Source organism: Curtobacterium sp. PhB170, from assembly GCF_003752345.1.
Lineage (GTDB): Bacteria > Actinomycetota > Actinomycetes > Actinomycetales > Microbacteriaceae > Curtobacterium.
The window spans coordinates 240,501-266,084 of the sequence record NZ_RJUM01000012.1; the positions used below are offsets into that span (position 1 = coordinate 240,501).

The following is a 25,584-nucleotide window of genomic DNA, read 5'->3' on the forward strand; positions in this document are numbered from 1 at the left end:
ATGGACGACATCGATCCCCAGCTGCTCCGGGTCCTCCGCGCCGTGGCCGACGGTGGGTCGATCACCCGCGCCGCCGCAGCGCTCGGGTCGAGCCAACCCGCGGTCAGCCAGTTGCTCGCCCGGGCCGAGCGGCGACTCGGGCACACCCTGGTGCTGCGGTCCGGGCAGGACGGTCGCGGCGGGCGCGGTGCCACCCTGACGGACGCCGGTCGGGTGCTCGCGGACCACGCCCTGCACGTGCAGGCCGCACTGACCGCCGCGCGCGAGGACCTCGACGCCGTCGGGGGCCTGACCCGCGGTCGAGTGCGCCTCGCCGGGTTCCCGAGCGCCTCGTCGGCCCTCGTGCCCGCCGTGCTCGCCCGGATGGCGGCGACGGCTCCGGGGGTGACGACCTCGTACGTCGAGGTCGAACCGCCCGAGGCGCTCGACCTGCTCCGGAGCGGGGAGGTCGACGTCGCCCTGACCTTCACCTACGTCGGCGACGAGGTCGGGTCCGCCCCGGACCCCGGGCTCGTCACGCGGGCACTCGGGCGGGATCCGCTCGCCCTCGTGACGCCGGCCGGAGGCTCGGGCACCGCCCGCACCGTGAGCGCCGGTGCCGCGGGCTCTGGCACCGTGGGCGCCGGTGCCGAGGGCGCCGGTGCCGAGGGCGCCGGTGCCGAGGGCGCCGGTGCCCTGGGCTCTGGCGCCGCGGGCTCTGGCGCCGTGGGCTCTGCCGTGGACCTCGCGCCGCACCGCGACGCCCGCTGGATCGGCGGCTGCCAGCGGTGCCGTGGCCACCTGCTCGCCTCGTGTGCGACCGCCGGGTTCACCCCGGACATCGTGCTCGAGACCGACAACGCGGCTGCGGTGGTGGGGCTCGTCGCCGCCGGACTCGGTGTGGCCCTGCTCCCCCGGCTGGCACTCGCGACGACGGTCATCCCCGCAGGGGTCCGGGTCGACCCCGTGGACGACGACCTGGCCCGCCGGGTCGAGGTCGTCATCGCCCGAGGGGCCGAGCGGGTCCCGAGCGTCCGTGCGGCCATGGACGCGGTGCGGTCGGCGGCACACCTGCTCGACGGGCCGCTGCCGGGCTGACGGGTGCGTCAGGCGGTCGGGTGCGTCAGGCGGTCGGGGCGTCGACCGCACCGCCGTAGCGACGGTCGCGGCGTGCGTACTCCTCGATCGCGCCCCACAGGTCCGTGCGCCGGAAGTCCGGCCACAGGCGGTCCAGGAACACCATCTCGGCGTACGCCGACTGCCACAGCAGGAAGTTGCTCGTGCGCTGCTCCCCCGAACTGCGCAGGAACAGGTCGACGTCGGGCATCTCGGGCACGTAGAGCCGCTTCGCCAGTGCCTTCTCGGTGACCTGGCTCGGCTTGAGGCGTCCGGCGGCGACCTCTTCGGCCATCGCCCGCACGGCGTCGACGATCTCGTTCCGGCCGCCGTAGTTGACGCACATCGTCAGGGTCAGCACGTCGTTGCCCGCGGTCATCTGCTCGGCACGGTCGAGTTCGTCGATGACGCTCCGCCACAGCCGCGGACGGCGTCCGGCCCACCGCACCTTGACGCCCCACTCGTTCAGTTGGTCGCGCCGACGACGGATGACGTCGCGGTTGAAGCCCATCAGGAACCGGACCTCTTCCGGCGAACGCTTCCAGTTCTCGGTCGAGAACGCGTACGCCGAGATGTGCTTGACGCCGATCTGGATCCCGCCGGCCACGACGTCGAGCAGCGAGGCCTCGCCTGCCTTGTGCCCCTCGATCCGGGTGAGCCCGCGCCCGTTGGCCCACCGGCCGTTGCCGTCCATCACGATCGCGACGTGGTCCGGCACGAACCGGGCCGGGATCGCCGGAGGCGTCTCACCGGTCCAGTCGATCGGGCGGAACGGCTCGGCGTCGTCGGGGCGGCGGGGGCTCATGCGGTGGGGGTTCCTTCGACAGCGGGATCGGGCTCGGGCACGGCGGGTGCGGGGGTCGAGGCCACCGCGCGTGCCGTCGCCTCGGGTCCGTCGTGGGTCAGCGGCACGGGCAGCGGGTGCTCCGAGCGGTCGACGTGCGGCAGGGACCGGAGCGATCGTTCCAGGTGCCACTGGGCGTAGGCCGCGACCACGCCGGAGGCCCGCGACCGCGTCCGCTCGTCGGTGGCGTCCACGGTCGCCCAGTCACCGGCGAGCAGCGAACCGAGCACGCCGAGGGTCGCCGGGTCGAGCCGCGGCGTGCCGGGAGGCGCAGCCCGGTCGGCGACGACCCCGCCCAGCTGCACCACGAACGCGGAGTGCGGGCCGGGCTCCCCGGTGACCGCACAGTCGCTGAACGAGGGCGCCCAGCCCGCGATGCTCATCGCACGGAGCAGGTAGGAGTCGAGCGTGGCACTGGAGTGGTGCTCACCGCGCGACAGCGACCGGAGCGCACCGACGAGCAACAGGTACTGCTGCAGGCCGGCGTCGGCCTCGCTCAGGCGGTCGGCGGTCTCGACCATCGCGCTGGCTGCCGTGTAGGCGCCGTAGTCGGCGACGATCTGCGCCCCGTAGGCGCCGAGCGATTCGGCCTGCGTGACGATGTCGAGCGAGCGCCCCTCGTAGAACTGGGCGTCGACGACCATGAACGGCTCGAGCCGGCTGCCGAACTTCGACGCGGTCCGCCGCACGCCCTTGGCCACCGCGCGGATCTTGCCGTGCTGCCGGCTGAGCATGGTGACGATCCGGTCGGCTTCCCCGAGCTTGTGGGTGCGCAACACAACGCACTCGTCCCGGTACAGCGGCATGCCCCCAGTATCCCCCGCCCCGCCGACAGCGCGCGGCGCGCAGCGCGCGGCGCGCAGCGCGCGGCGCGCGGCGCGCGCAGGGGTACCGAGTGGAATCGGGCGTACCTGGTCGGAAGAATCGACCAGGTACGCCCGATTCGACCTGCCACCGCGCGTGACGGGGGAAAGACCGGGCACAGACGGGAGGCGCGGTGCGAGTCCAGCCCGCACCGCACCTCCCGGCCTGGTCGCGTCTCAGGCGGAGACGAGCTCCGGCGAGTCGGCGCCGGCAGCAGCACCGGCGCGTACCGCGCGGTTCACCGCGGACACGATCGCCTTGAGCGAGGCCGTCGAGATGTCGGCGTCGATGCCGACGCCCCACAGGCGCACGCCGTCGACGTCGAGCTCGACGTACGACGCCGCCTTGGCGTCACCGGAGGCGCTCATCGTGTGCTCCGAGTAGTCGTACAGCGTGACCTGGACGCCCTGCTCGGCGAGGACCTTGAGGAATGCGTCGATCGGACCGGTGCCCACGGCGTCGGCGGTGACGGAGCCCTCGTCGACGCGGAGTGCGACCGACAGCGAGGTCGTGCCGTCGAAGTCGCTCGAGGTCGCCGTCTTGGTGAGCTCGTACCGGCCCCACTTGTCGTCGTCGGTCGAGGCGGGCAGGTACTCGTCCTGGAACACATCCCAGATGCGCTGCGACGAGAACTCGCCACCCTCGGTGTCGGTGTGCCGCTGGACGACGCCGGAGAACTCGATCTGCAGCTTGCGGGGCAGGTCGAGGGCGTGGTCGGTCTTGAGCAGGTACGCGACGCCGCCCTTGCCCGACTGCGAGTTCACGCGGATGACGGCCTCGTAGGAGCGGCCGATGTCCTTCGGGTCGACGGGCAGGTACGGCACCGCCCACTCGATCTCGTCGATGTCCTTGCCCGCGGCGGCGGCCTTGGCCTTCATCGCCTCGAAGCCCTTGTTGATGGCGTCCTGGTGCGAGCCGCTGAACGCCGTGTAGACGAGGTCGCCCGCCCACGGCTGACGCTCCGGCACCGGCAGCTGGTTGCAGTACTCGACGGTGCGCTTCACCTGGTCGATGTCCGCGAACGAGATCTCCGGGTCGATGCCCTGCGTGAACAGGTTCATGCCCAGCGCGACGAGGTCGACGTTGCCGGTGCGCTCACCGTTGCCGAACAGGCAGCCCTCGATGCGGTCCGCGCCGGCCATGTAGCCCAGCTCGGCGGCGGCGACTGCGGTGCCGCGGTCGTTGTGCGGGTGCAGCGACAGGATGACGTCCTGGCGGTGGGCGAGGTTGCGCGACATCCACTCGATCGAGTCGGCGTAGACGTTCGGCGTCGCCATCTCGACGGTGGCCGGCAGGTTGATGATGACCTTGCGGTCGGGGGTGGGCTCGAAGACCTCGAGCACGGCGTTGCAGATCTGCAGCGCGACGTCGAGCTCGGTGCCCGTGTAGGACTCCGGCGAGTACTCGTAGTAGACCGTCGTGTCGTGCTGCAGCGTCGCCTCAGCCGCCTTGCAGAGCTTCGCGCCGGCCACCGCGATGTCGACGACACCCTGCACGTCGGTGCGGAAGACGACCTCGCGCTGCACGATCGACGTCGAGTTGTACAGGTGGACGATGGCCTGCTTCGCGCCGTCGATCGCCTCGTACGTGCGCTGGATGAGGTGCTCGCGCGCCTGGGTCAGCACCTGGATGGTGACGTCGTCGGGGATCGCGCCCTCGTCGATCAGGCTGCGGACGAAGTCGAAGTCGGTCTGCGAGGCGCTCGGGAACCCGACCTCGATCTCCTTGTAGCCCATGCCGACGAGCAGGTCGAACATGGCGCGCTTGCGCTCGGCGTCCATCGGGTCGATGAGGGCCTGGTTGCCGTCACGCAGGTCGACCGCACACCAGCGCGGGGCCCGCTCGATGCGCTTCGTCGGCCAGGTGCGGTCGGGCAGGTCGACCGAGATCTGTTCGTGGAAGGGGACGTACTTGTGGATCGGCATCCCGGAGGGCTGCTGCGTGTTCTGCATCGTTCGTCGCTTTCGTGTGCTCTGGGTGAGGGCGGCCACGACGGACTCCGCGACGAGGTGGGCCGGTGTGTCAGGCCTCGTCGCGGCAGCGAAGGAGGAGGAGTGCCGAGTACATCGAGTCCACGGTAGCACCGGCGGGCTGCTGTGTGACAAGCGCGTCAGTGGTCGGCGCCCGAGTGGTCACGACATGCCGCCGGTCGCTCGCCGAGGTTCCACGAATCGACGCCAGCGCCGCCGAGAACTGCAGATCGTGGAACCTCGACGAACGCGAGCGGCGCGTCGGGCGCCGGCGCGGCCGACACGGGTGCGGCGGGCGACGGCGCGGCCGACACGGGTGCGGCGGGCGCCGGCGCGGCGGTGGACGCGCAGCACGGCGGACGGGAGGCACCGTGCCAGCTGGCACCGGGCCTCCCGTCCGCCGCGTGGTGCGACCCGGGCACCGCGTCAGTCGACCGCGAGCGCCTCGGTCGGGGGCACGCGCATCGCGCGCCGCACCGGCGCGATCGTCGCGACGACCGCGAGCACGAGGGCCCCGACGACGACGATCCCGATGGTGAGCGGCGGCAGCACGGGCGCGACCGGGTGTCCGAGCGACCCGAGCAGCGTCTGCCCGCCGACCCAACCGTAGAACGTGCCGAGCACGAGCCCCGAGACGACGGCCGCGACGACCATCTGCACGGCCTCGGTCACGATCATCCGGCGGACCTGCGCCCCGGTGAGACCGAGCACCCGCAGCAGCCCGAGCTCGCGTCGGCGCTGGAGGACCCCGAGTGCCAGCGCGTTGACGACCCCGACCGCGGCGATCACGGCGGAGAACCCGACGATGACGCTGACGACGGCGTTCAGCTGCACGAAGAAGTCGCGCTGCGCCTGCACCATCTCGGTCGTCATCTGGCCCTGTCCCATCTGCTCGAGCTGGGCCTCGAGCACGTGCTGCATGATCCCCAGTGCGACGGCGAAGGTGACGAGCAGGGTGACGCCGATGACGAGCCCGATCGTCGCTCGCGAGGACCGACCCGGCGCACGCATGGCGTTGCGGCCGGCGAGCAGGACGACGGGGTCGTGCGAGCCGATCCGGCCGATGAGCTGCAGCACCGGCGGCATCACGATGGTCGCTCCGACGGCGACGCCGGCGAACGACACGAACCCGCCGAGGGCAGCCGGCAGCACAGCGATCGGCGAGCTCGCGCTGACCGCGAGCCCGATGAGCATGAGCGCCGCGCCGCCGGCCATGAGCACGATGGCGCAGACCTTGCGGGCGGTGCCGGAGCGGACGTCGTCGTGGCTCGGTTCGACGCTCGAGGACAGCGCCTCGAGCGGGGTGACGGTGAGCACCCGGCGGGAGCCCGCTGCGAACGCTCCCCAGGTCGCCAGGACCACGGCCACGACCGGGAGCACGAGTTCCCACGGCAGGAGCGTGTAGTCGGTGTCGGGCAGGAACCCGTTGCCGCGCAGGACGATGACGAACACCGCGGACAGCCCGGTTCCCACGACGGCGCCGATCAGTCCGCCGAGCACCCCGACGACCAGTCCGGTCCGGGTGATCCGGGCCCGGAGCGTGGCGCCGGTGGCACCGACGAGCCGCTGCAGCGCGATGATGCGGGTCTGGCCGGCGATGAGGGTCGCGCAGGTGTTCGCGGTGACGATCGCGCCGACGTACAGCGCGATGCCGAGGAACAGCCACCCGACGACGGACAGGATCGCCCTGACCGGCCCGAGGTCGGCGAGCCCGGCGGCGCCGAGCGCCTCGGTCACGATGCCCGGGGCGATGACGAGTGCTGAGCCGAACGTGGTGCCCAGCGCCGCGACCAGCACGGTGGGGGCGAAGGAGCGGACGCCGTTCACGCTGCCGCCTCCATCCCCAGCATCGTGGTGGAGATCGCGCCGGCGTCCATCGCCGGGCGGTCGGCGACGACCCGGCCGTCGGCGAGGAACAGGATCCGGTCGGCGTTGGCGGCGGCGACGGGGTCGTGCGTCACCATGACGACGCTCTGACCCCACTCCTGCACGGCCCCACGCAGGATCGCGAGCACGTCACGGCCGGTGCGCGAGTCGAGGGCACCGGTCGGCTCGTCGGCGACGACGACCGCCGGCCGCGAGGCGAGTGCCCGGGCGATGGCGACGCGCTGCTGCTGCCCACCCGACAGCTGGTGCGGGCGGTGCGACAGCCGGTTGCCGAGTCCGAGCTGGTCGACCAACCGGTCGATCCACGCGCTCTCGTCCTTCGACGGCTTGTGCCCGCCGAGCAGGAACGGCAGCCGGATGTTCTCGCTGACGTCGAGTGTCGGCACCAGGTTGAACGACTGGAACACGAACCCGAGCCGGCGGCGACGGAGCTCGGTCAGGTCCTTGTCACCGAGCCCCGTGATGTCGACCCCGTCGATCTCGATGCGGCCCGCGGACACCGCGTCGAGGCCCGCGGCGACGTGCATGAGCGTCGACTTGCCGGACCCCGACGGCCCCATCACGGCGGTGAACTCCCCCGCGCCGATGTCGACGCTGACGTCGTCGAGCGCCGTCACCCGGCGTGCGGCGTCGCCGTAGTGCTTGGACACGTGGTCGAGTCGGATGATCGGAGCGTGGCTGGTGGTCATGCACCAACGATGGCGTCCGGGAGGCCCGTCCCGCGTCCGTCGGGCGGCTCCTGTGGATGAGCCGCTCGGCTCGACTTCCTGTGGACGGGTCATCCGATCGGATGACGTCCGTCAGTCGGCCTTGCTCACCAGCCCGTGCTCGTGTGCGAACACGACGAGGCGCACGCGGTCGCGGAGTCCGAGCTTCGTCAGGACCCGCGAGATGTGGGTCTTCACGGTCGCCTCGCTGACGTACTCGTGCTGCGCGATCTCGCTGTTGCTGAAGCCGCGGGCCGCCAGGTCGAAGATCTCGCGCTCGCGCGGGGTGAGGTCGTCGAACGTCGCCGGCACGGTGGCGGCCTGCTCGACGGAGTCGTCGTAGCGCCGCAGGAGTTCCCGCGTCGCCGAGGCCGCGAAGACCGCGGTGCCGGCGTGCACGGTCCGCACGGCGGCGAGCAGGAACTCCGGGTCGGCGTCCTTCAGCACGAAGCCGCTCGCCCCGGCCCGGATGGCCTTCGCCGCGGCCTCGTCGAAGTCGAACGTGGTCAGGACGAGCACCTTGGCGCCGTCGGTGCCGGCCTGCTCGACGATGTGCGCGGTCGCCGTGATGCCGTCCATCACGGGCATCCGGACGTCCATGAGCACGACGTCCGGTCGGGTGCGCCGGACGAGTTCGACGCCCTCGGCACCGTCGCCCGCCTCGCCCACGAAGTGCAGGTCGGGTTGGGAGCCGATGAGCATCCGGATGCCGGTGCGGAAGAGTGCCTGGTCGTCGACGAGGGCGACGCGGATGCGGCCGTCGGCCGGCGGGGTGGTGGTCATCGGGCGGTGCGCTCCTGCTCGGTCGGACTGATGGTCGGGGCGGGGGCCGACTCGGCGGTCGGGCTCGCGGTCGGGGCGATGCGCCCACGGGGCATCTGCCCGCTCGCGGGGACGGCGGGCATTCGGACGGCGACCTCGAAGTCGGGGCCACGGACCCCGGCGGTCATCGTGCCGCCGGTCATGGTGGCACGCTCGCGCATGCCGACCAGGCCGTGCCCGGTGCCGGGACCCCGGGTGCCGTCGTCGGCACGGCGGTTCACCACCGCGATCTCGACGGTGTCCGGGCGGTAGGTCAGTGATGCGTGCACCGGCGTGCCGGGCTCACCGTGCTTGTAGGCGTTCGTCAGGCTCTCCTGCACGATCCGGTACACCGCGAGCTGCGTCGTGGTGGGGAGGCCGGTCGGGTCGCCCTCGCGCTCGACCCGGACGTCGAGGCCGACCTGGCGCATCTCGCCGACGAGCCGGTCGATGTCGTCGATCTCCGGCGTCGGGACGGTCCCCTGCTCGTGCCGAAGCGCGCCGAGGAGCTCGCGGACGTCGCCGAGGGCCCGGCGGGCGGTGGTCGAGATGGTGCCGAGGGCCTGGTCCGCGACGGCGGGGTCGGCCTTCAGTGCGTAGCGGGCACCGTCCGCCTGGGCGATGACGACCGCGAGCGAGTGCGCGACGATGTCGTGCATGTCCCGGGCGATGCGCACGCGCTCCTGTTCGACCGCGACCGCTCGGTCGGCTCGGGCGGCGTCGCGCTCGGCGAGCAGCTGGGCCTCGCGGCTCATGCTCGCCGACCGACGGGTGCGGACCACGAGGCCCGCCAACCACGGCAGGAGCAACAGGAGCAGGACGACGGCGAAGTACGAGACCGTGACCTGCACCGACTCCTGGAACGGCGTCGAAGCGGTCTCGATCGTCAATCGGTTCCGGTAGTCGTCGACGCCGATGTACAGCGCCGCGGTGACGGACCCGACGATGGCCGAGACGAGTCCTGCCAGCCGCACCCGCCGACTGCCGTAGGCGCTCGTCGTGTAGAGCACCGCGGCGATGAAGGCGTTCGACAGGTCGGGCATCTGGCCCGTGACCATCTCGAAGACCGCGAACACCCAGGCGACGGCCAGTGCGAGTCCGGGCGACAGCCGTCGGAGCGCGAGGGCAGCGGTCATGCCGACGACCGTGACGATCGCGAGCGGGGAGTCCATGCCCCGCGCCGAGGTGATCAGCACGAGCGAGCCGAGCACCACGGCGATGACGACGTCGGTGATGACCTGCGCGCGCAGCATGGGACGGAACACGCGTCCACGGTACGGCGCTCGGCTCACGGGCGCGTCCCTCGTGTGGATGACTCCTGGCGCCCGACGCTCAGAAGCCGAGGCGTCCGAGCTGCTTGGGGTCACGCTGCCACTCCTTGGCGACCTTCACACGGATGTTGAGGTACACGTGCCGACCGCCGAGCAGCGACTCGATCTCGACGCGGGCGCGGGAGCCGACGTCCTTCAGGCGCTCCCCCTTGTGGCCGATGACGATCGCCTTCTGGCTGTCGCGCTCGACGAACAGGTTCGCGAAGATGCGCAGCGGCCCGTCGGCGTCGTCGTCCTCGTCCGGCTCGACGATGTCCTCGATCACGACGGCGAGCGAGTGCGGCAGTTCGTCGCGGACGCCCTCGAGCGCGGCTTCGCGGATGAGTTCGCTGATGCGCTCCTCGTCGGTCTCCTCGGTCACTGCCGACGAGTCGTACAGCTGGGGCGACTCCGGCAGCAACGACGTGATCTCGCCGAGGAGGTCCTCGAGCTGCAGGCCCTTCGTGCCGGACGTCGGGATGATCGAGTCCCAGTCGCGGAGCCGGGAGACGGCCAGCAGCTGCTCGCCGACCTTGTCCTTCGAGGTGCGGTCGATCTTGGTGACGATCGCGACCTTCTTGGCCCGCGGGTACTGGTCGAGGGTGTCGTTGATGAAGCGGTCGCCCGGGCCGATCGGCTCGTTGGCGGGGACGCAGAACCCGATGACGTCGACGTCACCGAGTGTGGACTGCACCAGGTCGTTGAGCCGCTCGCCGAGCAGGGTGCGGGGACGGTGCACGCCCGGGGTGTCGACGATGATGACCTGGCCGTCGGGCCGGTGCACGATGCCGCGGATCGCGCGACGGGTGGTCTGCGGCTTCGACGAGGTGATCGCGACCTTCTGGCCCACCAGCGCGTTCGTCAACGTGGACTTGCCCACGTTCGGACGCCCGACGAACGAGACGAAGCCCGCGCGGTAGGGCTTGCCCGAGGCGGTGGGGGTGGAGTCGGAGTCGGTCATGCGTGCGTGGTTCCCGTCGTGGTGGTGGCGTCGTCGAAGGCGTCCTCGACACCCGCGAGGGCGTGAGTGCGTTCGGCGAGCACGGTGATGAGGTGGCGGCGCTTGCCCTCGACCCGGTCGGCCGTCAGGACGACGCCGGACACCGTGACCGTGTCGCCGGAGATCGCCAGGTGGCCGAGCTCCTTGGTGAGCAGACCGCCGGCGGTGTCGACGTCGTCGTCGTCCAGCTCGATGCCGAACAGGTCGCCGAGCTCGTCGACGGGCAGTCGGGCCGAGATGCGCCAGAGGCCGGGCTCGACCTCCACCCGGTCGACCACGGCGCGGTCGTACTCGTCGGAGATGTCCCCGACGAGCTCTTCGATGAGGTCCTCCATCGTGACGAGACCGGCGACGCCGCCGTACTCGTCGACGACCAGGACCAGGTGGTTCTTCGCGACCTGCATGTGCCGCAGGGTGTCGTCGGCGGCCTTCGACTCCGGCACGAACTCGGCCGGACGCAGCAGCCGGGTGACCCGCTCGCTGCCGGACCCCGGTCGCTCGTACAGCGCCCGCGACACGTCACGGAGGTACAGGACGCCGAGGACGTCGTCGCTGTCCTTGCCGGTGACGGGCATGCGGGACACCCCGGCGGCCAGGAACTGCTCCATGCCCGCGGCGAGCGTGTCCGAGCCGTCGACCGTCAGCATGTCGGTGCGCGGCACCATCACCTCGCGCACGAGGGTGTCGCTGAACTCGAAGACCGAGTGGATGAGTTCGCGGTCCTCGTCCTCGAGCACGTTGCTCTCGGTGGCCTCGTCGACGAGGGACAGCAGTTGTTCTTCGCTCGACACCGTCGAGGCGCTGCGGCCGCGGCCCGGGGTCACGCGGTCACCGATCCGGACGAGCAGACCGGCGAGCGGACCGAGCACGATCCGGACGGCACGGACCAGGCCGCCGGTGGACGCCAGCAGCCGTTCGGCGTGCGCCCGTCCGACGCTGCGCGGACTCGACCCGACGAGCACGAACGACACGGCCGTCATGATCGCGGCAGAGACGATGAGCGCCACCCACCAGCTGTCGAACGCCCGCACCAGGGCGATCGTGACGAGCACGGCCGCGGCGGTCTCGGCGAGCACGCGGAAGAAGTTCAGGGCGTTGACGTGCGCGCCGACGTCGTCCGCGATCGCCTCGAGCGCACGACGACGCTTGTTGCCGCGGGCGATCTCGTCGAGGTCGGCACGGGACACCACGGAGAGCGCGGCGTCGCTCGCGGCGAGGAGCCCGCCGAGCACGACGAGCCCGAGCGCGACCGCGAGCAGACCGACGACGACGAGCATCGGCTACCGACCCCGGCGCTGGGCCGCGAAGGCCGTCAGGATCTCGCCCTGCAGCCCGAACATCTCGGCCTTCTCGTCCGGCTCGGCGTGGTCGAAGCCGAGCAGGTGCAGGATGCCGTGGCAGGTGAGCAGCAGCATCTCGTCGGTGCTGGAGTGCCCGGCGGTCTTCGCCTGTTCCTCGGCGACCTGCGGGCAGAGCACGATGTCGCCGAGCAGGCCGGCGGGCGTGGGGTCCTCTTCGGTGCCCGGTCGGAGCTCGTCCATCGGGAAGCTCAGGACGTCGGTGGGGCCGGGCTCGTCCATCCACCGCACGTGCAGCTGCTCCATCGCGCCCTCGTCGACCAGGACGATCGCGAGTTCGGCGTCCGCGTGCACGTGCATCGCGTCGAGGGCGAACGCGGCGAGGCGCTGGATGGCTGCCTCGTCCACCTCGACCCCGGACTCGTTGTTGAGCTCGATGCTCACCGGTTGCCTCCTCGGGCGTCGTTCTGGGGGTACGGGGGTCGCTGGCGGTCCTGCGGCGGCCGACCACGGCGCTCGGCACGGTTGGCGCCGTCGGGGTTGCCGACCGGCGCGGTGCCCCGGCCACCGGGACGGTGACCGGCCTGCTCGGCGAGACGTTCCTCGTCGTAGACGGTGTAGGCGTCGACGATGCGACCGACGAGCGTGTGCCGCACGACGTCCTCGCTGCCGAGCCGGGCGAAGTGGATGTCCTCGACCGTCTCGAGGATCCGCGTCACGAGCCGGAGTCCGGACACGTTGCCCGGCAGGTCGACCTGGGTGATGTCACCCGTCACGACCATCTTCGAGCCGAACCCGAGACGCGTCAGGAACATCTTCATCTGCTCGGGCGTCGTGTTCTGCGCCTCGTCGAGGACGACGAACGAGTCGTTGAGCGTCCGGCCGCGCATGTACGCGAGCGGCGCGACCTCGACCGTGCCCGCAGCCAGCAGCTTCGGGACCAACTCGGGGTCCATCATCTCGTTCAGGGCGTCGTACAGCGGCCGCAGGTACGGGTCGATCTTGTCGGTGAGCGTGCCCGGCAGGAACCCGAGCCGCTCGCCGGCCTCGACCGCGGGACGGGTCAGGATGATCCGGGTGACCTCGCGCCGCTGCAGGGCCTGGACAGCCTTCGCCATCGCCAGGTACGTCTTGCCGGTGCCGGCGGGGCCGATGCCGAACGTGATGGTGTGCTCGTCGATGGCGTCGACGTAGGCGCGCTGCCCGTCGGTCTTCGGCCGCACGGACTTGCCGCGGCTCGACACGATCGGCGTGCCGAAGGTGTCGGACGGCTTGCGGTCGTCGTCGAGGATCCGTGCCGACATCGGGATGTCCGACGGGCCGATGTCCTGCCCGCGCTTGACCATGCCGACGAGTTCGTCGACGAGCGCCTTCGCCCGCGCGACCTCGCGCTCGGGCCCGGTGAGCGTGACCTCGTTGCCGCGGACGACGACCTTGACGCCCGGGTACTGCCGTTCGACGGTCTTCAGCAGGCGGTCTTGGGGACCGAGGAGCTGGACCATGGCGATGCCGTCGACCTGGAGGGCGACGGAGACGACCTGGTCGTCGTCGGTGGTGGGCTGTGCTGGTTCGTTAGCCGGCAAGGGTGCCTTCCTGCAGTTCACCTGCGAGTACGTGCGCGTGCACGTGGAACACGGTCTGACCGGCGGCTTCGCCGGTGTTGAAGACGAGACGGAACTGGCCGCCGGCGCGCTCGTCGGCGATGCGCTGCGCGGTGGCGACCAGGTGGGCGAGGAGCTCGGGGTCACCGGCCGCGAGTTCGGCGACGTTCGCGTACTGCTCGGTCTTGGGGATGACCAGCACGTGGACGGGTGCCTTCGGGGCGATGTCCTCGATCGCGATCACGCGGTCGTCCTCGGCGACGACGGTCGCCGGGATCTCGCGCGCGATGATCTTGCTGAAGACGCTGGGCGTGCTGGTGCTCATGACTCCATCGTAGAACGCAGGACCGACCTCGGGCCTTCCCTCACCAGCGCCCGAGTCCGGCCTGCAGGATCGCGAGTGCCGCGGGACCGGCGGTCGAGGTCCGCAGCACGCTGTCGCCGAGCCGGACCCTGATCGCTCCCGCGGCCTCGAGCCGCTCGAGCTCGGAGCCGTCGATGCCGCCTTCCGGACCCACCACGAGGGCGATCTCGTCGAGGTCCGCCGTCGGTTCCCAGGTCGCGAGCCGCACGGTCGCGGTGGGGTCGAGCACGAGCACCGCAGCACCGGCACCGAGCGCGGGGACGAGCTGCGCCGTCGTGACGAGCGGCCCGACCTCGGGCACCCGCGACCGGATCGCCTGCTTCGCGGCCTCGTGCGCGATGGCCGTCCACCGCGATCGGCCCTTCTCGACCTTCGGGCCCTCCCACCGGGAGACACTGCGCGCGGCGGACCACGGCACGATCCGGTCGACGCCGATCTCCGTCGACGCCTGCACCGCCATCTCGTCGCGGCCGCCCTTCGCGAGGGCCTGCACGAGCGTCAGCGACGGGACCGGCAGCGGGTCGACGGACAGCGATGCCACGGACAACACCAGCGAGTCGCGGTCGACGGAGTCCACCGCACCGGACACGACGGTCCCCCGTCCGTCCGAGAGCCGCAACGTCTCACCGACCCGCACGCGCGAGACGGTCACGGCGTGCCGCCCCTCTGCCCCGTCGAGCGTCACGGAGCCACCGACGGCGACGCCGTCGAGCGACTCCACGACGTAGAGCGATGCCATCAGAAGTTGAAGAAGCGGTCGCGGAGCTTGCCGAACATGCCCTGCTGGAACCGGGCGAGCTGCGGCGCCGACGCCTTGTGCGACTTCGCGAGCTGCTCGACGAGCTGGCGTTCCTTGTGCGACAGCTTCGTCGGGGTGACGACCTGCACGCCGACCCGGAGGTCACCGCGGCCGCTCCCGCGCAGCTTCGTGATGCCGCGGTCCTTGATCACCAGGACGTCCGCGCTCTGCACCCCCGGACGGATCTCGAGCTCGACGGGCCCGTCGAGTCCGTCGATCGTCGTGGTGGTGCCGAGCACGGCATCGGTCATCGCGACCTCGAGGGTGGCGAGCAGGTCGTCACCGTCGCGGCTGAAGACGTCGTCGTGCCGGACCCGGATCTCCAGGTACAGGTCGCCGGAGGGGCCGCCGGCGGGGCCGACCTCACCCTGGCCGGGCATCTGCAGGCGCAGGCCCGAGTCGACGCCGGCGGGGACGTCGACCGGCACGGTGCGACGGGCGCGGACGCGGCCCTGACCCTGGCAGGTCGGGCAGGGGCTCGGGATGACGGTGCCGTAGCCGCGGCAGGTGCCGCACGGGGCGCTCGTCACGACGTTGCCCAGCAGCGAGCGGACCTGGCGCTGGATGTTGCCGGACCCGCCGCAGATGTCGCAGGTGCGCGGGCTGGTGCCGGGTGCGCAGCACGACCCGTGACAGGTCTCGCACAGGACGGCGGTGTCGACCTCGACGTCCTTGTGGGTGCCGAAGACGACCTCGTCGAGGTCGACGTCGATGCGGAGCAGGGCGTCCTGCCCGCGCTCGGCACGGCTGCGGGGACCACTGCCCCGGCCGCCACCGCCGCCGAAGAAGGCGTCGAAGATGTCGCTGAACCCGCCGGCGCCGCCGCCGAACGGGCTGTCGGCCTGGGGCCCGGCGTCGTACCGGCGCCGCTGCTCCGGGTCGCTCAGGACGTCGTACGCGTGCGTGACGTCCTTGAACCGCTCGGCTGCCTCTGGCGCAGGGTTCACGTCCGGGTGGAGCTCACGCGCCAGGCGGCGGTAGGCCTTCTTGATGTCGGCATCGGAGGCGTCTCGCTGGACGCCGAGGACGTCGTAGTGGTCTGCCACGTATCCCTCAGTCGGTTGTGTTCGGTCGGTCGGTCGGTGTTGCAGTCGATCAGTGTTCGCCCAGGAGCTTGGACAGGTACCGTGCGACGGCCCGGACGGCAGCCATGTTCGTGCCGTAGTCCATCCGGGTCGGGCCCAGGACACCCAGACGTGCCACCTCACCGCCACCGGCGAGGTACCCGCCGGCGACGATGCTCGTGGCGTCGAGCCCGTACTCGGCGTTCTCGACGCCGATGCTGGCCGCCACCGCGATGTCGTCCACCTGCATCTCCCCGAACAACCGGAGCAGGGTGACTTGTTCCTCGATCGCTTCGAGCACCGGGAAGAGCCCGCCGGAGAAGTCCTGCTCGCTCTTCGCCAGGTTGGCGGCGCCGGCCATCACCAGGCGGTCCTGACGGTTCGCCGCGACCTGCTCGATGAGGGTCGCCACGACGACCCCGCCGAGCGCTTGGGCGTCGGGCCGGAGCTGTTGCGGCACCGCACGGAGCGCGGTGGGCACGTCCTGCAGCAGGAGCCCCACGGCCGCGCCGTTCAGCACCGTGCGGAGTTCGGTCAGCAGCGGCTCGTCGAGCGCGACGTCGGTCTCGACGACGCGTTGTTCGACCCGGGCGGTGTCGGTGATGAGCACGACCATGAGCCGGGCGTCGCCGAGTCGCACCAGCTCGACGTGCTGCACCCGGGCGCGCACCATCGAGGGGTACTGCACCAGAGCGACCTGGTTCGTGAGCTGGCTGAGCAGGCGCACGGTGCGGCCGAGGACCTCGTCGAGGTCGTTCGGGGCGCCGAGGAAGGTCTCGATGGCGTGCCGCTGGGCGCTCGTCAGCGGCCGGGCTGCGGCCAGGTGGTCGACGAACAGCCGGTAGCCCTTGTCGGTCGGCACCCGGCCGGACGAGGTGTGCGGCGCGACGATGAGCTGCTCGTCCTCGAGCAGGGCCATGTCGTTGCGGATCGTGGCGGCGCTGACACCGAACGCGTGCCGTTCGACGATCGTCTTGGAGCCGACCGGTTCGCGCGACGCCACGTAGTCGCGCACGATGGCCTTCAGGACCTCGAGGCTGCGTTCACTGACCACGAGCGCTCCTTCCTGGTCGACCTGGCACTCGGACGTGTCGACTGCTGATCCTACGCCCGCACGACTGCACCCCCGATACGCTTCCGGCATGACCTACGGACAGCAGCCCGGTGGCCCGCAGAACCCGAACGGGCCCCAGTACCCGAGCGGGTACACCCCGCCGCAGCCGATGAGCCCGGAGGACCAGCGCCTCTGGGCCACGCTGACGCACATCGGTGGGATCTTCTTCAACTTCGTCGCCCCGCTCGTGGCCTACTTGGTGCTGCGCGACCGCGGCGGCTTCATCCGCGAGCACACTCGGGTCGCACTGAACTTCCACATCACCGTGGCGATCGCGTACGTCGCGTGCGGCATCCTGACCGTGGTGTTCATCGGAGCACTGCTGTTCCCGATCGTCGCCGTCCTGACGATCGTCTTCGGCATCCTGGCGGCCGTCGCCGCGAACCAGGGGCAGTTCTACCGCTACCCCCTGTCGATCGAGTTCATCAAGCAGTAGCGAGCACGACGCAGCTGTCGACCGGCAGCACCGGTCAGTCCAGCAGCTCCCGCACCACCGCGTCGGCGAGCAGGCGACCCTGCAGGGTCAGGTCGACGCGTCCCCGCACCGCGGCCGACCCGTCCACGAGACCCCGTGCGATGAGTCCCGCGATCCGGCCACGGGCCTCCTGGCGGATCTCGCTCGTCGCGAGCTCGCCACGGACCCGCGCGGCGAGGAGCAGGCGCTCGACGTAGCGGGTCTCGTCGTCGATGACCTCGCGCCCGGCGGCCGGCGACTCGCCGGACAGCACCCGGTTCGCGTACGCGGCCGGGTGCTTGACGTTCCACCAGCGCGTGCCGGCGACCGCGGAGTGGGCGCCGGGGCCGACACCCCACCAGTCGTGGCCCTTCCAGTACGACAGGTTGTGGCGACTCGCGTGCGCGTCGCCGCGGGCCCAGTTCGACACCTCGTACCAGGAGTACCCGGCGTCGCCGAGCACCTGGTCGGCGAGCTCGTACATGTCGGCGGCCAGGTCGTCGTCGGGGGCCGGCAGTTCGCCGCGCGCCACCATGCGGCCCATCGCGGTGCCGTCCTCGACGATGAGCGAGTACGCCGACACGTGGTCCGGCTCGCAGGCCAGCGCGGCGTCGAGCGAGGTGCGCCAGTCGTCGAGGGACTCCCCCGGCGTCGAGTAGATGAGGTCGAGGGAGACGTCGAGGCCCTGCTGCTTCGCGAGGTCGACGACGACCGGCACGCGCAACGGGTCGTGGGTGCGGTCGAGGGTCGCGAGGACGTGCGGGACCGCGGACTGCATGCCGTAGCTGATCCGGTTGAACCCGCCCTCGCGCAGTGTCTGCAACGAGGACGCGTCGACCGAGTCCGGGTTCGCCTCGGTCGTGACCTCGGCGCCGGGCAGGATCCCCCACGTGTCGTCGATGGCCCGCAGGATCATCGCCAGGTCGGACGCGGGCAGCATCGTCGGGGTCCCGCCGCCGAAGAACACGGTCGACACGGGCCGACGCGGCACGCCGGAGCGGTCGAGCACGGTCGCGGCCCACTCGATCTCCCGCACCGCGTGGCCGGCGTAGTCGTCGCGGCGCACGCCGCGGAGCTCGGACGCCGTGTACGTGTTGAAGTCGCAGTAGCCGCAGCGCACCCGGCAGAACGGCACGTGGACGTAGACCCCGAACGGCACGGCCGCCGGGTCGGAACCGGCGGCGGAGCCCGCCGCGGCTCGTGGCACGATCAGGCCGTCAGCGGGTGCCGGATCGGCGATCGGGAGAGCACTCGGCATGGAGTCCATTGTCCGTCATGATGGACGCATGGAGCACCACCCCGTCCCCACCACGGTCCTGTGGGACATCGACGGCACCCTCGTGATGAACGCGTCGTCCCCGGGCAACCTCTACCACCTCGCGCTCGAGCGGGCGGTCGGCCGCGACCTCACCCTGCGCGTCGGGCACCAGCACGGTCGGACCGATGCCGGGCTCATCGCCGAGCACGTCCGTGCGCACGCGTTCGAGGACACGATCATCCCGACGGTCAGCGGCCACCTGCGCGACCTCACCGCCGAGCGGCACGCCTCGGGCGACCACCGGTCCCCCGTCCCCGGTGCCACCGCGCTGCTCACCCGCTTCGCCGAGCTCGGGTGGCGGAACGGCCTGCTCACGGGCAACTCCGAGTACCGCGCCCGCGTCAAGCTGGCCGGTGCCGGGTTCGACGAGGGCCTGTTCGACTGGGACCACTCCTACTTCGGCGACACCGAGGTGGAGCGCGCGGACGTCACCACCCGCGCGGCGGCGGAGCTCGCCGGCACCCGTGCCGTCATCGTCGGCGACACCCCGCGGGACGGCGAGGCCGCGGACGCCGCCGGCATCCCCTTCCTGGCGGTCGCCACCGGGGTGTTCGACGTCGAGGCGCTGCGGGTCACCAACGCGGTCACGGTCGCGCGGGACTGCCGGGTCGACGCCGCCCTGATCGAGGACGCGATCGCGGCACTGCCCCCACTGCGTTAGTCGCCCCGCAGCGCCGCCAGGTACTGCTCCGCCATCACCTTCTGCTGCCGACGCAGCAGCGGCGCGACGAACTGCCACTTCCGGCTCGACGGCTGCGAGAACTGCCGGATCTGCAGCCACACGGAACCGTCCGACGTGCGCTCGACGACGAACGACTCCTCACCGGAGAGCGGGTGCCCCTCGAGCGTGCCGTACGCGAAGCCCTTGCGGTCGTGCTCGTCGATGATCGACACGACCCGCACGGGCGCCTGCACGGTCCGCCCGAAGGCGTGCATCGTGAGCGTCGCCGACGTGCCGGCGGTCACCAGCGGTGTGCCGTCGGGCGCGAACTTCTCGACCCGGGGCGTGCCGATAGAGGCGGGGGCGATCGGGACGCCGTCGTCGTCGAACGTCACCGGGTTGTACCGGACCTCGTCGTCGTCGGGCTGTTCCTCGACGCGCACGCGGATGCCGCTGCGCTCCTGGATCTGCCACGTCAGGGCCTGCGTCACCGCGGTCTCGAACCGCTGGTCTCCGTGTCCGATCCGGGCACGCGACTCGGTTGGGGTGAACCCCTCGGGCGGGTACGTCATGAGGTCCGACGCCTGGGTCGCCCCCACCGCGCCGTAGGTCAGGGCGGTCCGGTAGCTCCCGCGGATGCTCATGCCGCCAGCCTACTTGCGCCTGCCCCGTCGGATCGAACCGATCACCGCTCAGGTCGCGTCGGCCGGGCCGCGTCGTCCGGTTCGCGTGCACCCCGAACTGGAGGCCCGACACCCGCCCGCACCGCCCCTATCGTTGCAGCGTGCCCCGCTCCACCCCCGCGCTCTGGCGGTCCGTCGACCGTCGGACCGCGACGCTCGCCGCGCTCACGCTCGTCGCCTTCGGCGCCGCCGCACTCGCGCGTGTCCTGGTCGACGCGACGACCGCCGGCATCGGCTCGTCCGCGCGCTACGTCGCGGTGCCGCCAGCACAGTGGGACACCTTCGACACCGCGAACGCGATCGCCGCGGTCGGTGCGTGCTGCGCCGGAGCCGGGGTCCTGCTGTTCGGCGCCAGCCTCGTGTCCGCCGTGCGGCGGCGCCGGGCCACGCGGATGCCGCAGTGGCTCGGCGCCGTGACGATCGTCCTGGCCCTCGGGGCCGTGGTGTCGGGGATCGCCGCGACCCAGCAGACGGACTTCGGTGCGGCCGCCGGGCTGGTCATCCTGCGGACCGCACTGGCTGGACTGGCCGCAGCGAGCCTCCCGGCCCTCTGCCTGGCCGTGCTGCGGGCGCGGGCCACTCGGACCCGCTGACCCGTCGCTACTTCTTCTTCTCTTCCACGTCGCCGGAGAGCGCTGCGATGAAGGCTTCCTGCGGGACCTCGACCCGGCCGATGGTCTTCATGCGCTTCTTGCCCTCCTTCTGCTTCTCGAGGAGCTTGCGCTTGCGAGTGATGTCACCGCCGTAGCACTTCGCCAGGACGTCCTTGCGCATCGCGCGGATGCTCTCGCGGGCGATGATCCGCGCGCCGATGGCCGCCTGGATCGGGACCTCGAACTGCTGGCGCGGGATGAGCTTGCGCAGCCGTTCGGTCATCAGCGTGCCGTAGGCGTAGGCCTTGTCGCGGTGCACGATCGCGCTGAACGCGTCGACCTGGTCGCCCTGCAGCAGGATGTCGACCTTCACGAGGTCGGCTGCCTGGTCACCGATGGGCTCGTAGTCGAGCGAGGCGTAGCCCTGCGTCTTGCTCTTCAGCTGGTCGAAGAAGTCGAACACGATCTCGCCGAGGGGCATCTCGTAGCGGATCTCGACGCGGTCCTCGCCGAGGTACTCCATGCCGAGCAGCGAGCCGCGGCGCGACTGGCACAGCTCCATGATCGCGCCGACGTAGTCCTTCGGGGCCAGGATCGCCGCGCGGACCATGGGCTCGCGGACCTCGACGATGCGGCCACCGGGGAACTCGGACGGGTTCGTGACCTCGGTCACGGAGTTGTCCTCGTTCGTGACCTCGTAGATCACGCTGGGCGCGGTCGTGATGAGGTCGAGGCCGAACTCGCGCGAGAGCCGCTCGGTGATGATCTCGAGGTGCAGCAGGCCGAGGAACCCGCAGCGGAAGCCGAAGCCGAGCGCCACGGACGTCTCGGGCTCGTAGACCAGCGCTGCATCGGAGAGCTTGAGCTTGTCGAGCGCGTCGCGGAGGTCCGGGTAGTCCGACCCGTCGATCGGGTACAGGCCCGAGAACACCATCGGCTTCGGGTCCGTGTAGCCGGGCAGGGCCTCGGTCGCGGGCTTCTGCGCACTCGTGACGGTGTCGCCGACCTTGGACTGGCGGACGTCCTTCACGCCGGTGATCAGGTAGCCGACCTCGCCGACGGAGAGCCCCTTCGTCGGGATCGGCTCGGGGCTCGACACCCCGATCTCGAGGATCTCGTGCGTCGACTTGGTCGACATCATCTGGACCTTCTCGCGCGGCTTGATCGAGCCGTCGATCATCCGGATGTAGGTGACGACGCCGCGGTAGCTGTCGTACACCGAGTCGAAGATCATCGCGCGCGGCGCGGCCTCGACATCGCCGACCGGTGCCGGCACACGCCGGACCACCAGGTCGAGGAGCTCGGGGACGCCGACGCCCGTCTTGCCGGAGACGCGCAGGACGTCCTCCGGCTTGCCGCCGATGAGCTGCGCGAGCTCGGCCGCGTACTTCTCGGGTTCGGCCGCCGGCAGGTCGATCTTGTTGAGCACCGGGATGATCTCGAGGTCGTTCTCGAGCGCCAGGTACAGGTTCGCCAGCGTCTGCGCCTCGATGCCCTGGGCGGCGTCGACGAGCAGGATCGCACCCTCGCACGCTGCCAGGGACCGCGAGACCTCGTACGAGAAGTCGACGTGCCCGGGGGTGTCGATCATGTTGAGCGCGAAGGTCTCACCATCGAGCTCCCACGGCATGCGGACGGCCTGCGACTTGATCGTGATGCCGCGCTCGCGCTCGATGTCCATGCGGTCGAGGTACTGCGCGCGCATCGCGCGCTCCTCGACGACGCCGGTCATCTGCAGCATGCGGTCGGCCAGCGTGGACTTGCCGTGGTCGATGTGCGCGATGATGCAGAAGTTGCGGATCGCGCCGGCCGGGGTCGCGGCGGGCTCGAGCGGAGCGGATGCTTGTGGGCTCACGGTTCCTCAGGTGGGTCGGACGGTCGGCCCAGTCTCCCATGCTTCACCCGCTCTGGAGGCACGGCGCGGCTGCGCGGTTCCGTGCGACGCGCGCTCGGTGCGCCCTCGCGCCGGCGTGCCGGCCCCGCACGGTGCGAGGTCGGCGGGCCCGTGCGCGGTTGGCCGCCCCGTGACCGGATGCTGCGCGGCACGGGGCGAGCATCCTCGCACCAGGTGGAGGACTGCGCACCGTGCGCTGTCGCGCCAACCGGCTCCGGGCCTCCTGGCCGCGATCGCCCGTCAGACGGAGGCGTGTGCCGGTGCGGGCAACGCGCCCAGGCCGCGCCGCAGGTCGTCGGGGGTCGCGGCCAGGCAGACGCGGATCCAGCCCTCGCCGGTGCGGCCGAACGCGCTGCCGGGCGCGACCGCGACGGCCTCGCGCTGCAGGAGGCCGAGCGCCCACGCCGCGACGTCGCCGTCCGAGGCGTGCGACACGTCGACCCAGAGGTAGAAGGCGCCGCGCGGGTCGAGGTACCGGATCCCGGCGGCGTCGAGGACCTCCTTCGCGACCTCGAGGTTCGCCCGGTAGTGCTCGCGGGCGTCGCGCACCGCGGAGTGGTCCCCGACGATCGCCGCCAGCGCCGCGTACTGGTCGGGTTCGGCGACGCAGCTGATCATCGCCTCCTGCGTGGTGCGCATCGTCGGCCCGAGGCCCTTCGGCGTCACGAGGTACCCGACCCGGACACCCGTCATGGCGTAGGTCTTGCTCAGCGAGAACGCGGAGAACACCCGGTCGTCCTCGTCGAGCGCAGCCAGGCTGACGTGGCGGGTGCCGTAGGTGAAGTACTCGTAGACCTCGTCGCTGATCACCCACAGGTCGTGCCGCTTCGCGAAGGAGAACAGCGCGCGGAGGGTGTCCTCGCCGAACACCGAGCCGAGCGGGTTCGACGGCGAGTTCACCACGAGCACGCGGGTGCGCTCGGTGACGCTCGCCTCGAGCGCCTCGAGGTCTGGCTCGAACCCGTGCTGCGGTTCGAGCCGGTACGGCACCGGTGTGGCCCCGAGGATGTGCGCGTTCATCGTGAACGTCGTGTAACCGGGGTCCGGCACCAGGACCTCGTCGCCGGGACTCAGCGTCAGCGTCATCGCCTGGAACAGGGCCTGCGTCGCACCGATCGTCATCCAGATCTGTTCGAGGTCGGCCTCGATGCGGTTCTCGCGGCGGAGCTTGTCGCGGATCGCCTCGCGCAGAGGTGCGATGCCGCCGTTCGGCGTGTAGTCGGTGCGGTCCTCGGTCCACGCGCGACGGGCCGCGTCACCGATGTGCGGTGCCACGGGCACGTCCGGTTCGCCGATCACGAGCATCGTGACCGGGGTGCCAGCGGACTGCAGCAGCGCTGCCTGCTCGAAGACCCTCCGGATGCCGGAGGCGGGCACGGTGTCGATCCGAGGCGCGAGGGATGGCATGCCGTCACCGTATCCGGTGCGTGTTGCCGCGAGATCACGCCGATCCGGCGGTGTTTCGTGCTTTGGTGGCGGGCCGTTCGCCTGGTAATGTTGGTGGCTGGCTTGCGCGTTCCCCGCCCACGGGTGGAACGCGATGCGACCGAGGGCCCCTCTACCCCGCGGTCGCGCCCACCCGTACGAGACGAAGCAGGAGCTACACATGGCGAACATCAAGTCGCAGATCAAGCGCATCAAGACCAACCTCAAGGCCACCGAGCGCAACAAGGCCTACAAGTCGGAGCTGAAGACGTTCATCCGTCACACCAACGACGCCGTTGCCGCTGGCGACAAGGACAAGGCCGTTGCCGCCCTGGCCACCGCGTCGAAGAAGCTCGACAAGGCCGTGAGCAAGGGTGTCATCCACCGCAACCAGGCCGCGAACCGCAAGTCGGCCATCGCGAAGAAGGTTGCGTCGCTCTGATCTCCTGAGCGCTGCACGAAGGCCCCGCACCGTTCGGTGTGGGGCCTTCGTCGTGTGCGGGGCGTGGGTGGGGCGTGGGCGGGCGGCACGCTTCGTGGGCGGCACGCTTCGTGAGCAGAAATGGTCGGGTGGCAGGTCGGCACTCGACCATTTCTGCTCACCAAGTGCGCGGGTGTGGGCGCGCGGGTGTGGGGGCGCGACGAGCGCGCGACGACCGGGAGGCGCGGGTCGCCTCAGCGCGCCTCGCCGCGTCGGGCGATGGTGCGGACCATGACCTCGAGTGCGTAGTGCGCGTCGCGCGAGCCGCCCTTCACCGCGGTGTCCGCCTCGGCGATGCTCGTGATCGCGTTCGCAAGACCCGTCTCACTCCACGAGGCGACGTCACGCTGCGCGCGCTGCACCTGCCACGGGGCCATGCCGAGCGCCGACGCCGCCTGACCGCTCGGCCCGCGGAACGCGCTGACCTTCGCCATCGTGCGGATCTTGCTCGCGAACGCCGCGACGATCGGAACGGGGGCTTCGCCCGTGGCCAGGGCGTGCCGCAACTCGACGATCGCCGGAGCGGACCGTCCGGCCAGGGCGATGTCGGCCACCTTGAACGCGTTCGTCTCGACACGACCGCCGTAGTACTTGTCGACGACCTTGTCGGTGATCTCCTGCGCCTCGTCCGCCAGGAGCTGCCGACACGCGGCAGCGAGCTCGGCCAGGTCGTCCGCGAAGGCGACCACGAGGGTACGGACCGCCGACGGCGCGATCTTGCGTCGGGCGGCGCGGAACTCGGCGTTCACGAAGTCGATGCGGTCGGTCTCGCGCTTGAGCTCGTCGCACAGGACCTCGACCCCACCGCCGACCCCGCTGCGGATCGTGTCGAGCAGCTTCTTGCCGCGCACCCCGCCGCCGTGCCGGAGCACCAGGGTGACGTCGTCTGCCGGAGCCTGCAGGTACGAGATGGTCTCGGTGATGAAGGCGTCGGTGCACTTCTCCACGTTGGTGACCCGGACGAGTCGCGGCTCGCCGAACAACGACGGGCTGGCGAGGGTCGCGAGCAGCCCGGGAGCGTACTGGTCGGCCTCGAGGTCGTGCACCTCGAGCGCCGGGTCCTCGCCCACGAGCAGGTCCTTGAGCACACTGCTCGCCCGGTCGGCCAGGAACGCCTCGGGCCCGGTGACGAGCACGACCGGGGCCGGGCGGATCCCCGACCAGGGGACCTGGTCGATCTTCGCTGCGGCGCGCGCGGGCTTCTTGGCGGGCATGCGGTCCTTCCGGTGGAGCCGACCCGGACGGTGCCGGTGCGACGAGTGCTCCGACGATCCTACGGGCGGCCACCGACGGCGTGTGCTCCGTCCACACCCGCAGGTCGTCGGTGGCCGTCCGACCCACCACGACGGTGCCGAGT

The 25,584-nt window shown here is 71.3% G+C and carries 25 protein-coding genes; 5 read left to right on the forward strand and 20 right to left on the reverse strand.

The window, feature by feature from the left end:
• Positions 1–1,077 (forward strand): LysR substrate-binding domain-containing protein, encoded by a 1,077-nt coding sequence (locus tag EDF40_RS14545; protein ID WP_123340407.1) that lies wholly within the window; start codon positions 1–3, stop codon positions 1,075–1,077.
• A gap of 25 nt (positions 1,078–1,102) precedes the next feature.
• Here the strand turns inward: EDF40_RS14545 and EDF40_RS14550 are convergent, their stop codons facing one another.
• The 15 genes from EDF40_RS14550 to hrcA all read right to left on the reverse strand — a co-directional run bounded on the left by EDF40_RS14550 (position 1,103) and on the right by hrcA (position 16,658).
• Positions 1,103–1,900, reverse strand: coding sequence for an isoprenyl transferase (locus EDF40_RS14550; protein WP_123340406.1), 798 nt, complete (start codon positions 1,898–1,900; stop codon positions 1,103–1,105).
• Positions 1,897–2,745: a DNA repair protein RecO gene (recO, locus tag EDF40_RS14555; protein WP_123340405.1), complete on the reverse strand. Its 849-nt coding sequence runs from the start codon at positions 2,743–2,745 to the stop codon at positions 1,897–1,899. Before recO ends, EDF40_RS14550 begins: the two co-directional genes overlap by 4 nt.
• A 234-nt stretch (positions 2,746–2,979) precedes the next feature.
• Positions 2,980–4,755, reverse strand: coding sequence for a 2-isopropylmalate synthase (gene leuA / locus EDF40_RS14560; protein ID WP_123340404.1), 1,776 nt, complete (start codon positions 4,753–4,755; stop codon positions 2,980–2,982).
• Positions 4,756–5,199: 444 nt separating this feature from the next.
• A complete protein-coding gene (locus EDF40_RS14570) occupies positions 5,200–6,600 on the reverse strand; it encodes an ABC transporter permease (protein WP_123340402.1) in 1,401 nt (466 codons plus the stop codon).
• Complete coding sequence (locus tag EDF40_RS14575; RefSeq protein WP_111085736.1) at positions 6,597–7,349, reverse strand: ABC transporter ATP-binding protein; 753 nt, start codon at positions 7,347–7,349, stop codon at positions 6,597–6,599. The genes EDF40_RS14570 and EDF40_RS14575 overlap by 4 nt, the downstream gene beginning before the upstream one ends.
• Before the next feature lie 111 nt (positions 7,350–7,460).
• On the reverse strand, positions 7,461–8,150 hold the full coding sequence (locus tag EDF40_RS14580) for a response regulator transcription factor (RefSeq protein ID WP_111085737.1): 690 nt from the start codon (positions 8,148–8,150) through the stop codon (positions 7,461–7,463).
• On the reverse strand, positions 8,147–9,433 hold the full coding sequence (locus EDF40_RS14585) for a sensor histidine kinase (protein WP_260213431.1): 1,287 nt from the start codon (positions 9,431–9,433) through the stop codon (positions 8,147–8,149). Before EDF40_RS14585 ends, EDF40_RS14580 begins: the two co-directional genes overlap by 4 nt.
• Positions 9,434–9,500: 67 nt before the next feature.
• Positions 9,501–10,439 carry a GTPase Era gene (era, locus tag EDF40_RS14590; RefSeq protein WP_123292554.1) on the reverse strand — a complete coding sequence of 313 codons (939 nt, stop codon included), beginning with the start codon at positions 10,437–10,439 and terminating at the stop codon, positions 9,501–9,503.
• Positions 10,436–11,755, reverse strand: a complete 1,320-nt coding sequence (locus EDF40_RS14595; RefSeq protein WP_123340401.1) for a hemolysin family protein — start codon at positions 11,753–11,755, stop codon at positions 10,436–10,438. The genes era and EDF40_RS14595 overlap by 4 nt, the downstream gene beginning before the upstream one ends.
• A gap of 3 nt (positions 11,756–11,758) precedes the next feature.
• Complete coding sequence (gene ybeY / locus EDF40_RS14600) at positions 11,759–12,220, reverse strand: rRNA maturation RNase YbeY (protein WP_111085740.1); 462 nt, start codon at positions 12,218–12,220, stop codon at positions 11,759–11,761.
• Positions 12,217–13,359: a PhoH family protein gene (locus EDF40_RS14605; protein ID WP_123312899.1), complete on the reverse strand. Its 1,143-nt coding sequence runs from the start codon at positions 13,357–13,359 to the stop codon at positions 12,217–12,219. Before EDF40_RS14605 ends, ybeY begins: the two co-directional genes overlap by 4 nt.
• Positions 13,349–13,702, reverse strand: a complete 354-nt coding sequence (locus tag EDF40_RS14610; RefSeq protein WP_123340400.1) for a histidine triad nucleotide-binding protein — start codon at positions 13,700–13,702, stop codon at positions 13,349–13,351. The genes EDF40_RS14605 and EDF40_RS14610 overlap by 11 nt, the downstream gene beginning before the upstream one ends.
• A gap of 40 nt (positions 13,703–13,742) precedes the next feature.
• Entirely contained in the window at positions 13,743–14,480 is a 738-nt protein-coding gene (locus EDF40_RS14615; protein ID WP_123340399.1) for a 16S rRNA (uracil(1498)-N(3))-methyltransferase, read from the reverse strand.
• On the reverse strand, positions 14,480–15,586 hold the full coding sequence (dnaJ, locus tag EDF40_RS14620) for a molecular chaperone DnaJ (protein WP_123340398.1): 1,107 nt from the start codon (positions 15,584–15,586) through the stop codon (positions 14,480–14,482). The genes EDF40_RS14615 and dnaJ overlap by 1 nt, the downstream gene beginning before the upstream one ends.
• Before the next feature lie 49 nt (positions 15,587–15,635).
• A complete protein-coding gene (gene hrcA, locus EDF40_RS14625; protein ID WP_123340397.1) occupies positions 15,636–16,658 on the reverse strand; it encodes a heat-inducible transcriptional repressor HrcA in 1,023 nt (340 codons plus the stop codon).
• Positions 16,659–16,746: 88 nt separating this feature from the next.
• On the opposite strand from hrcA, the gene EDF40_RS14630 reads away from it, so the two are divergent.
• Entirely contained in the window at positions 16,747–17,154 is a 408-nt protein-coding gene (locus EDF40_RS14630; protein WP_228510551.1) for a DUF4870 domain-containing protein, read from the forward strand.
• A gap of 34 nt (positions 17,155–17,188) precedes the next feature.
• Here the strand turns inward: EDF40_RS14630 and hemW are convergent, their stop codons facing one another.
• Complete coding sequence (hemW, locus tag EDF40_RS14635; RefSeq protein WP_123340396.1) at positions 17,189–18,430, reverse strand: radical SAM family heme chaperone HemW; 1,242 nt, start codon at positions 18,428–18,430, stop codon at positions 17,189–17,191.
• Between the two features lie 28 nt (positions 18,431–18,458).
• Between hemW and EDF40_RS14640 the strand changes: the two genes are divergently transcribed.
• Positions 18,459–19,151 carry an HAD family hydrolase gene (locus tag EDF40_RS14640; RefSeq protein WP_185003103.1) on the forward strand — a complete coding sequence of 231 codons (693 nt, stop codon included), beginning with the start codon at positions 18,459–18,461 and terminating at the stop codon, positions 19,149–19,151.
• On the opposite strand, the gene EDF40_RS14645 is transcribed toward EDF40_RS14640, so the two are convergent.
• On the reverse strand, positions 19,148–19,795 hold the full coding sequence (locus EDF40_RS14645) for a DUF1990 family protein (RefSeq protein ID WP_111085748.1): 648 nt from the start codon (positions 19,793–19,795) through the stop codon (positions 19,148–19,150). The genes EDF40_RS14640 and EDF40_RS14645 overlap by 4 nt on opposite strands.
• 140 nt (positions 19,796–19,935) lie before the next feature.
• Between EDF40_RS14645 and EDF40_RS14650 the strand changes: the two genes are divergently transcribed.
• Complete coding sequence (locus EDF40_RS14650) at positions 19,936–20,427, forward strand: hypothetical protein (RefSeq protein WP_123340395.1); 492 nt, start codon at positions 19,936–19,938, stop codon at positions 20,425–20,427.
• A 7-nt stretch (positions 20,428–20,434) separates the two neighbouring features.
• Here EDF40_RS14650 and lepA read toward each other — a convergent pair whose 3' ends face one another.
• Complete coding sequence (lepA, locus tag EDF40_RS14655; protein WP_123292544.1) at positions 20,435–22,282, reverse strand: translation elongation factor 4; 1,848 nt, start codon at positions 22,280–22,282, stop codon at positions 20,435–20,437.
• Positions 22,283–22,561: 279 nt separating this feature from the next.
• On the reverse strand, positions 22,562–23,728 hold the full coding sequence (locus EDF40_RS14660; RefSeq protein WP_123340394.1) for a pyridoxal phosphate-dependent aminotransferase: 1,167 nt from the start codon (positions 23,726–23,728) through the stop codon (positions 22,562–22,564).
• A 199-nt stretch (positions 23,729–23,927) separates the two neighbouring features.
• Here EDF40_RS14660 and rpsT point away from each other — a divergent pair, with 199 nt between their 5' ends.
• Positions 23,928–24,188 (forward strand): 30S ribosomal protein S20, encoded by a 261-nt coding sequence (gene rpsT / locus EDF40_RS14665; protein ID WP_111085752.1) that lies wholly within the window; start codon positions 23,928–23,930, stop codon positions 24,186–24,188.
• Between the two features lie 233 nt (positions 24,189–24,421).
• Here the strand turns inward: rpsT and holA are convergent, their stop codons facing one another.
• Positions 24,422–25,441, reverse strand: coding sequence for a DNA polymerase III subunit delta (gene holA / locus EDF40_RS14670; RefSeq protein ID WP_123292542.1), 1,020 nt, complete (start codon positions 25,439–25,441; stop codon positions 24,422–24,424).
• Positions 25,442–25,584 lie beyond the last annotated feature (143 nt).

Excerpts from the sequence above, each read along its gene's own strand:
- era (WP_123292554.1), bottom strand. The coding sequence starts at position 10,439 with ATGACCGACTCCGACTCCACCCCCACCGCCTCGGGCAAGCCCTACCGC.
- EDF40_RS14610 (WP_123340400.1), bottom strand. The coding sequence starts at position 13,702 with ATGAGCACCAGCACGCCCAGCGTCTTCAGCAAGATCATCGCGCGCGAG.
- EDF40_RS14660 (WP_123340394.1), bottom strand. The coding sequence starts at position 23,728 with ATGCCATCCCTCGCGCCTCGGATCGACACCGTGCCCGCCTCCGGCATC.
- EDF40_RS14575 (WP_111085736.1), bottom strand. The coding sequence starts at position 7,349 with ATGACCACCAGCCACGCTCCGATCATCCGACTCGACCACGTGTCCAAG.
- EDF40_RS14630 (WP_228510551.1), top strand. The coding sequence starts at position 16,747 with ATGACCTACGGACAGCAGCCCGGTGGCCCGCAGAACCCGAACGGGCCC.
- leuA (WP_123340404.1), bottom strand. The coding sequence starts at position 4,755 with ATGCAGAACACGCAGCAGCCCTCCGGGATGCCGATCCACAAGTACGTC.
- hemW (WP_123340396.1), bottom strand. The coding sequence starts at position 18,430 with ATGCCGAGTGCTCTCCCGATCGCCGATCCGGCACCCGCTGACGGCCTG.
- EDF40_RS14615 (WP_123340399.1), bottom strand. The coding sequence starts at position 14,480 with ATGGCATCGCTCTACGTCGTGGAGTCGCTCGACGGCGTCGCCGTCGGT.
- EDF40_RS14595 (WP_123340401.1), bottom strand. The coding sequence starts at position 11,755 with ATGCTCGTCGTCGTCGGTCTGCTCGCGGTCGCGCTCGGGCTCGTCGTG.
- EDF40_RS14640 (WP_185003103.1), top strand. The coding sequence starts at position 18,459 with ATGGAGCACCACCCCGTCCCCACCACGGTCCTGTGGGACATCGACGGC.
- rpsT (WP_111085752.1), top strand. The coding sequence starts at position 23,928 with ATGGCGAACATCAAGTCGCAGATCAAGCGCATCAAGACCAACCTCAAG.
- holA (WP_123292542.1), bottom strand. The coding sequence starts at position 25,441 with ATGCCCGCCAAGAAGCCCGCGCGCGCCGCAGCGAAGATCGACCAGGTC.
- EDF40_RS14545 (WP_123340407.1), top strand. The coding sequence starts at position 1 with ATGGACGACATCGATCCCCAGCTGCTCCGGGTCCTCCGCGCCGTGGCC.
- EDF40_RS14580 (WP_111085737.1), bottom strand. The coding sequence starts at position 8,150 with ATGACCACCACCCCGCCGGCCGACGGCCGCATCCGCGTCGCCCTCGTC.
- EDF40_RS14550 (WP_123340406.1), bottom strand. The coding sequence starts at position 1,900 with ATGAGCCCCCGCCGCCCCGACGACGCCGAGCCGTTCCGCCCGATCGAC.
- EDF40_RS14645 (WP_111085748.1), bottom strand. The coding sequence starts at position 19,795 with ATGAGCATCCGCGGGAGCTACCGGACCGCCCTGACCTACGGCGCGGTG.
- recO (WP_123340405.1), bottom strand. The coding sequence starts at position 2,745 with ATGCCGCTGTACCGGGACGAGTGCGTTGTGTTGCGCACCCACAAGCTC.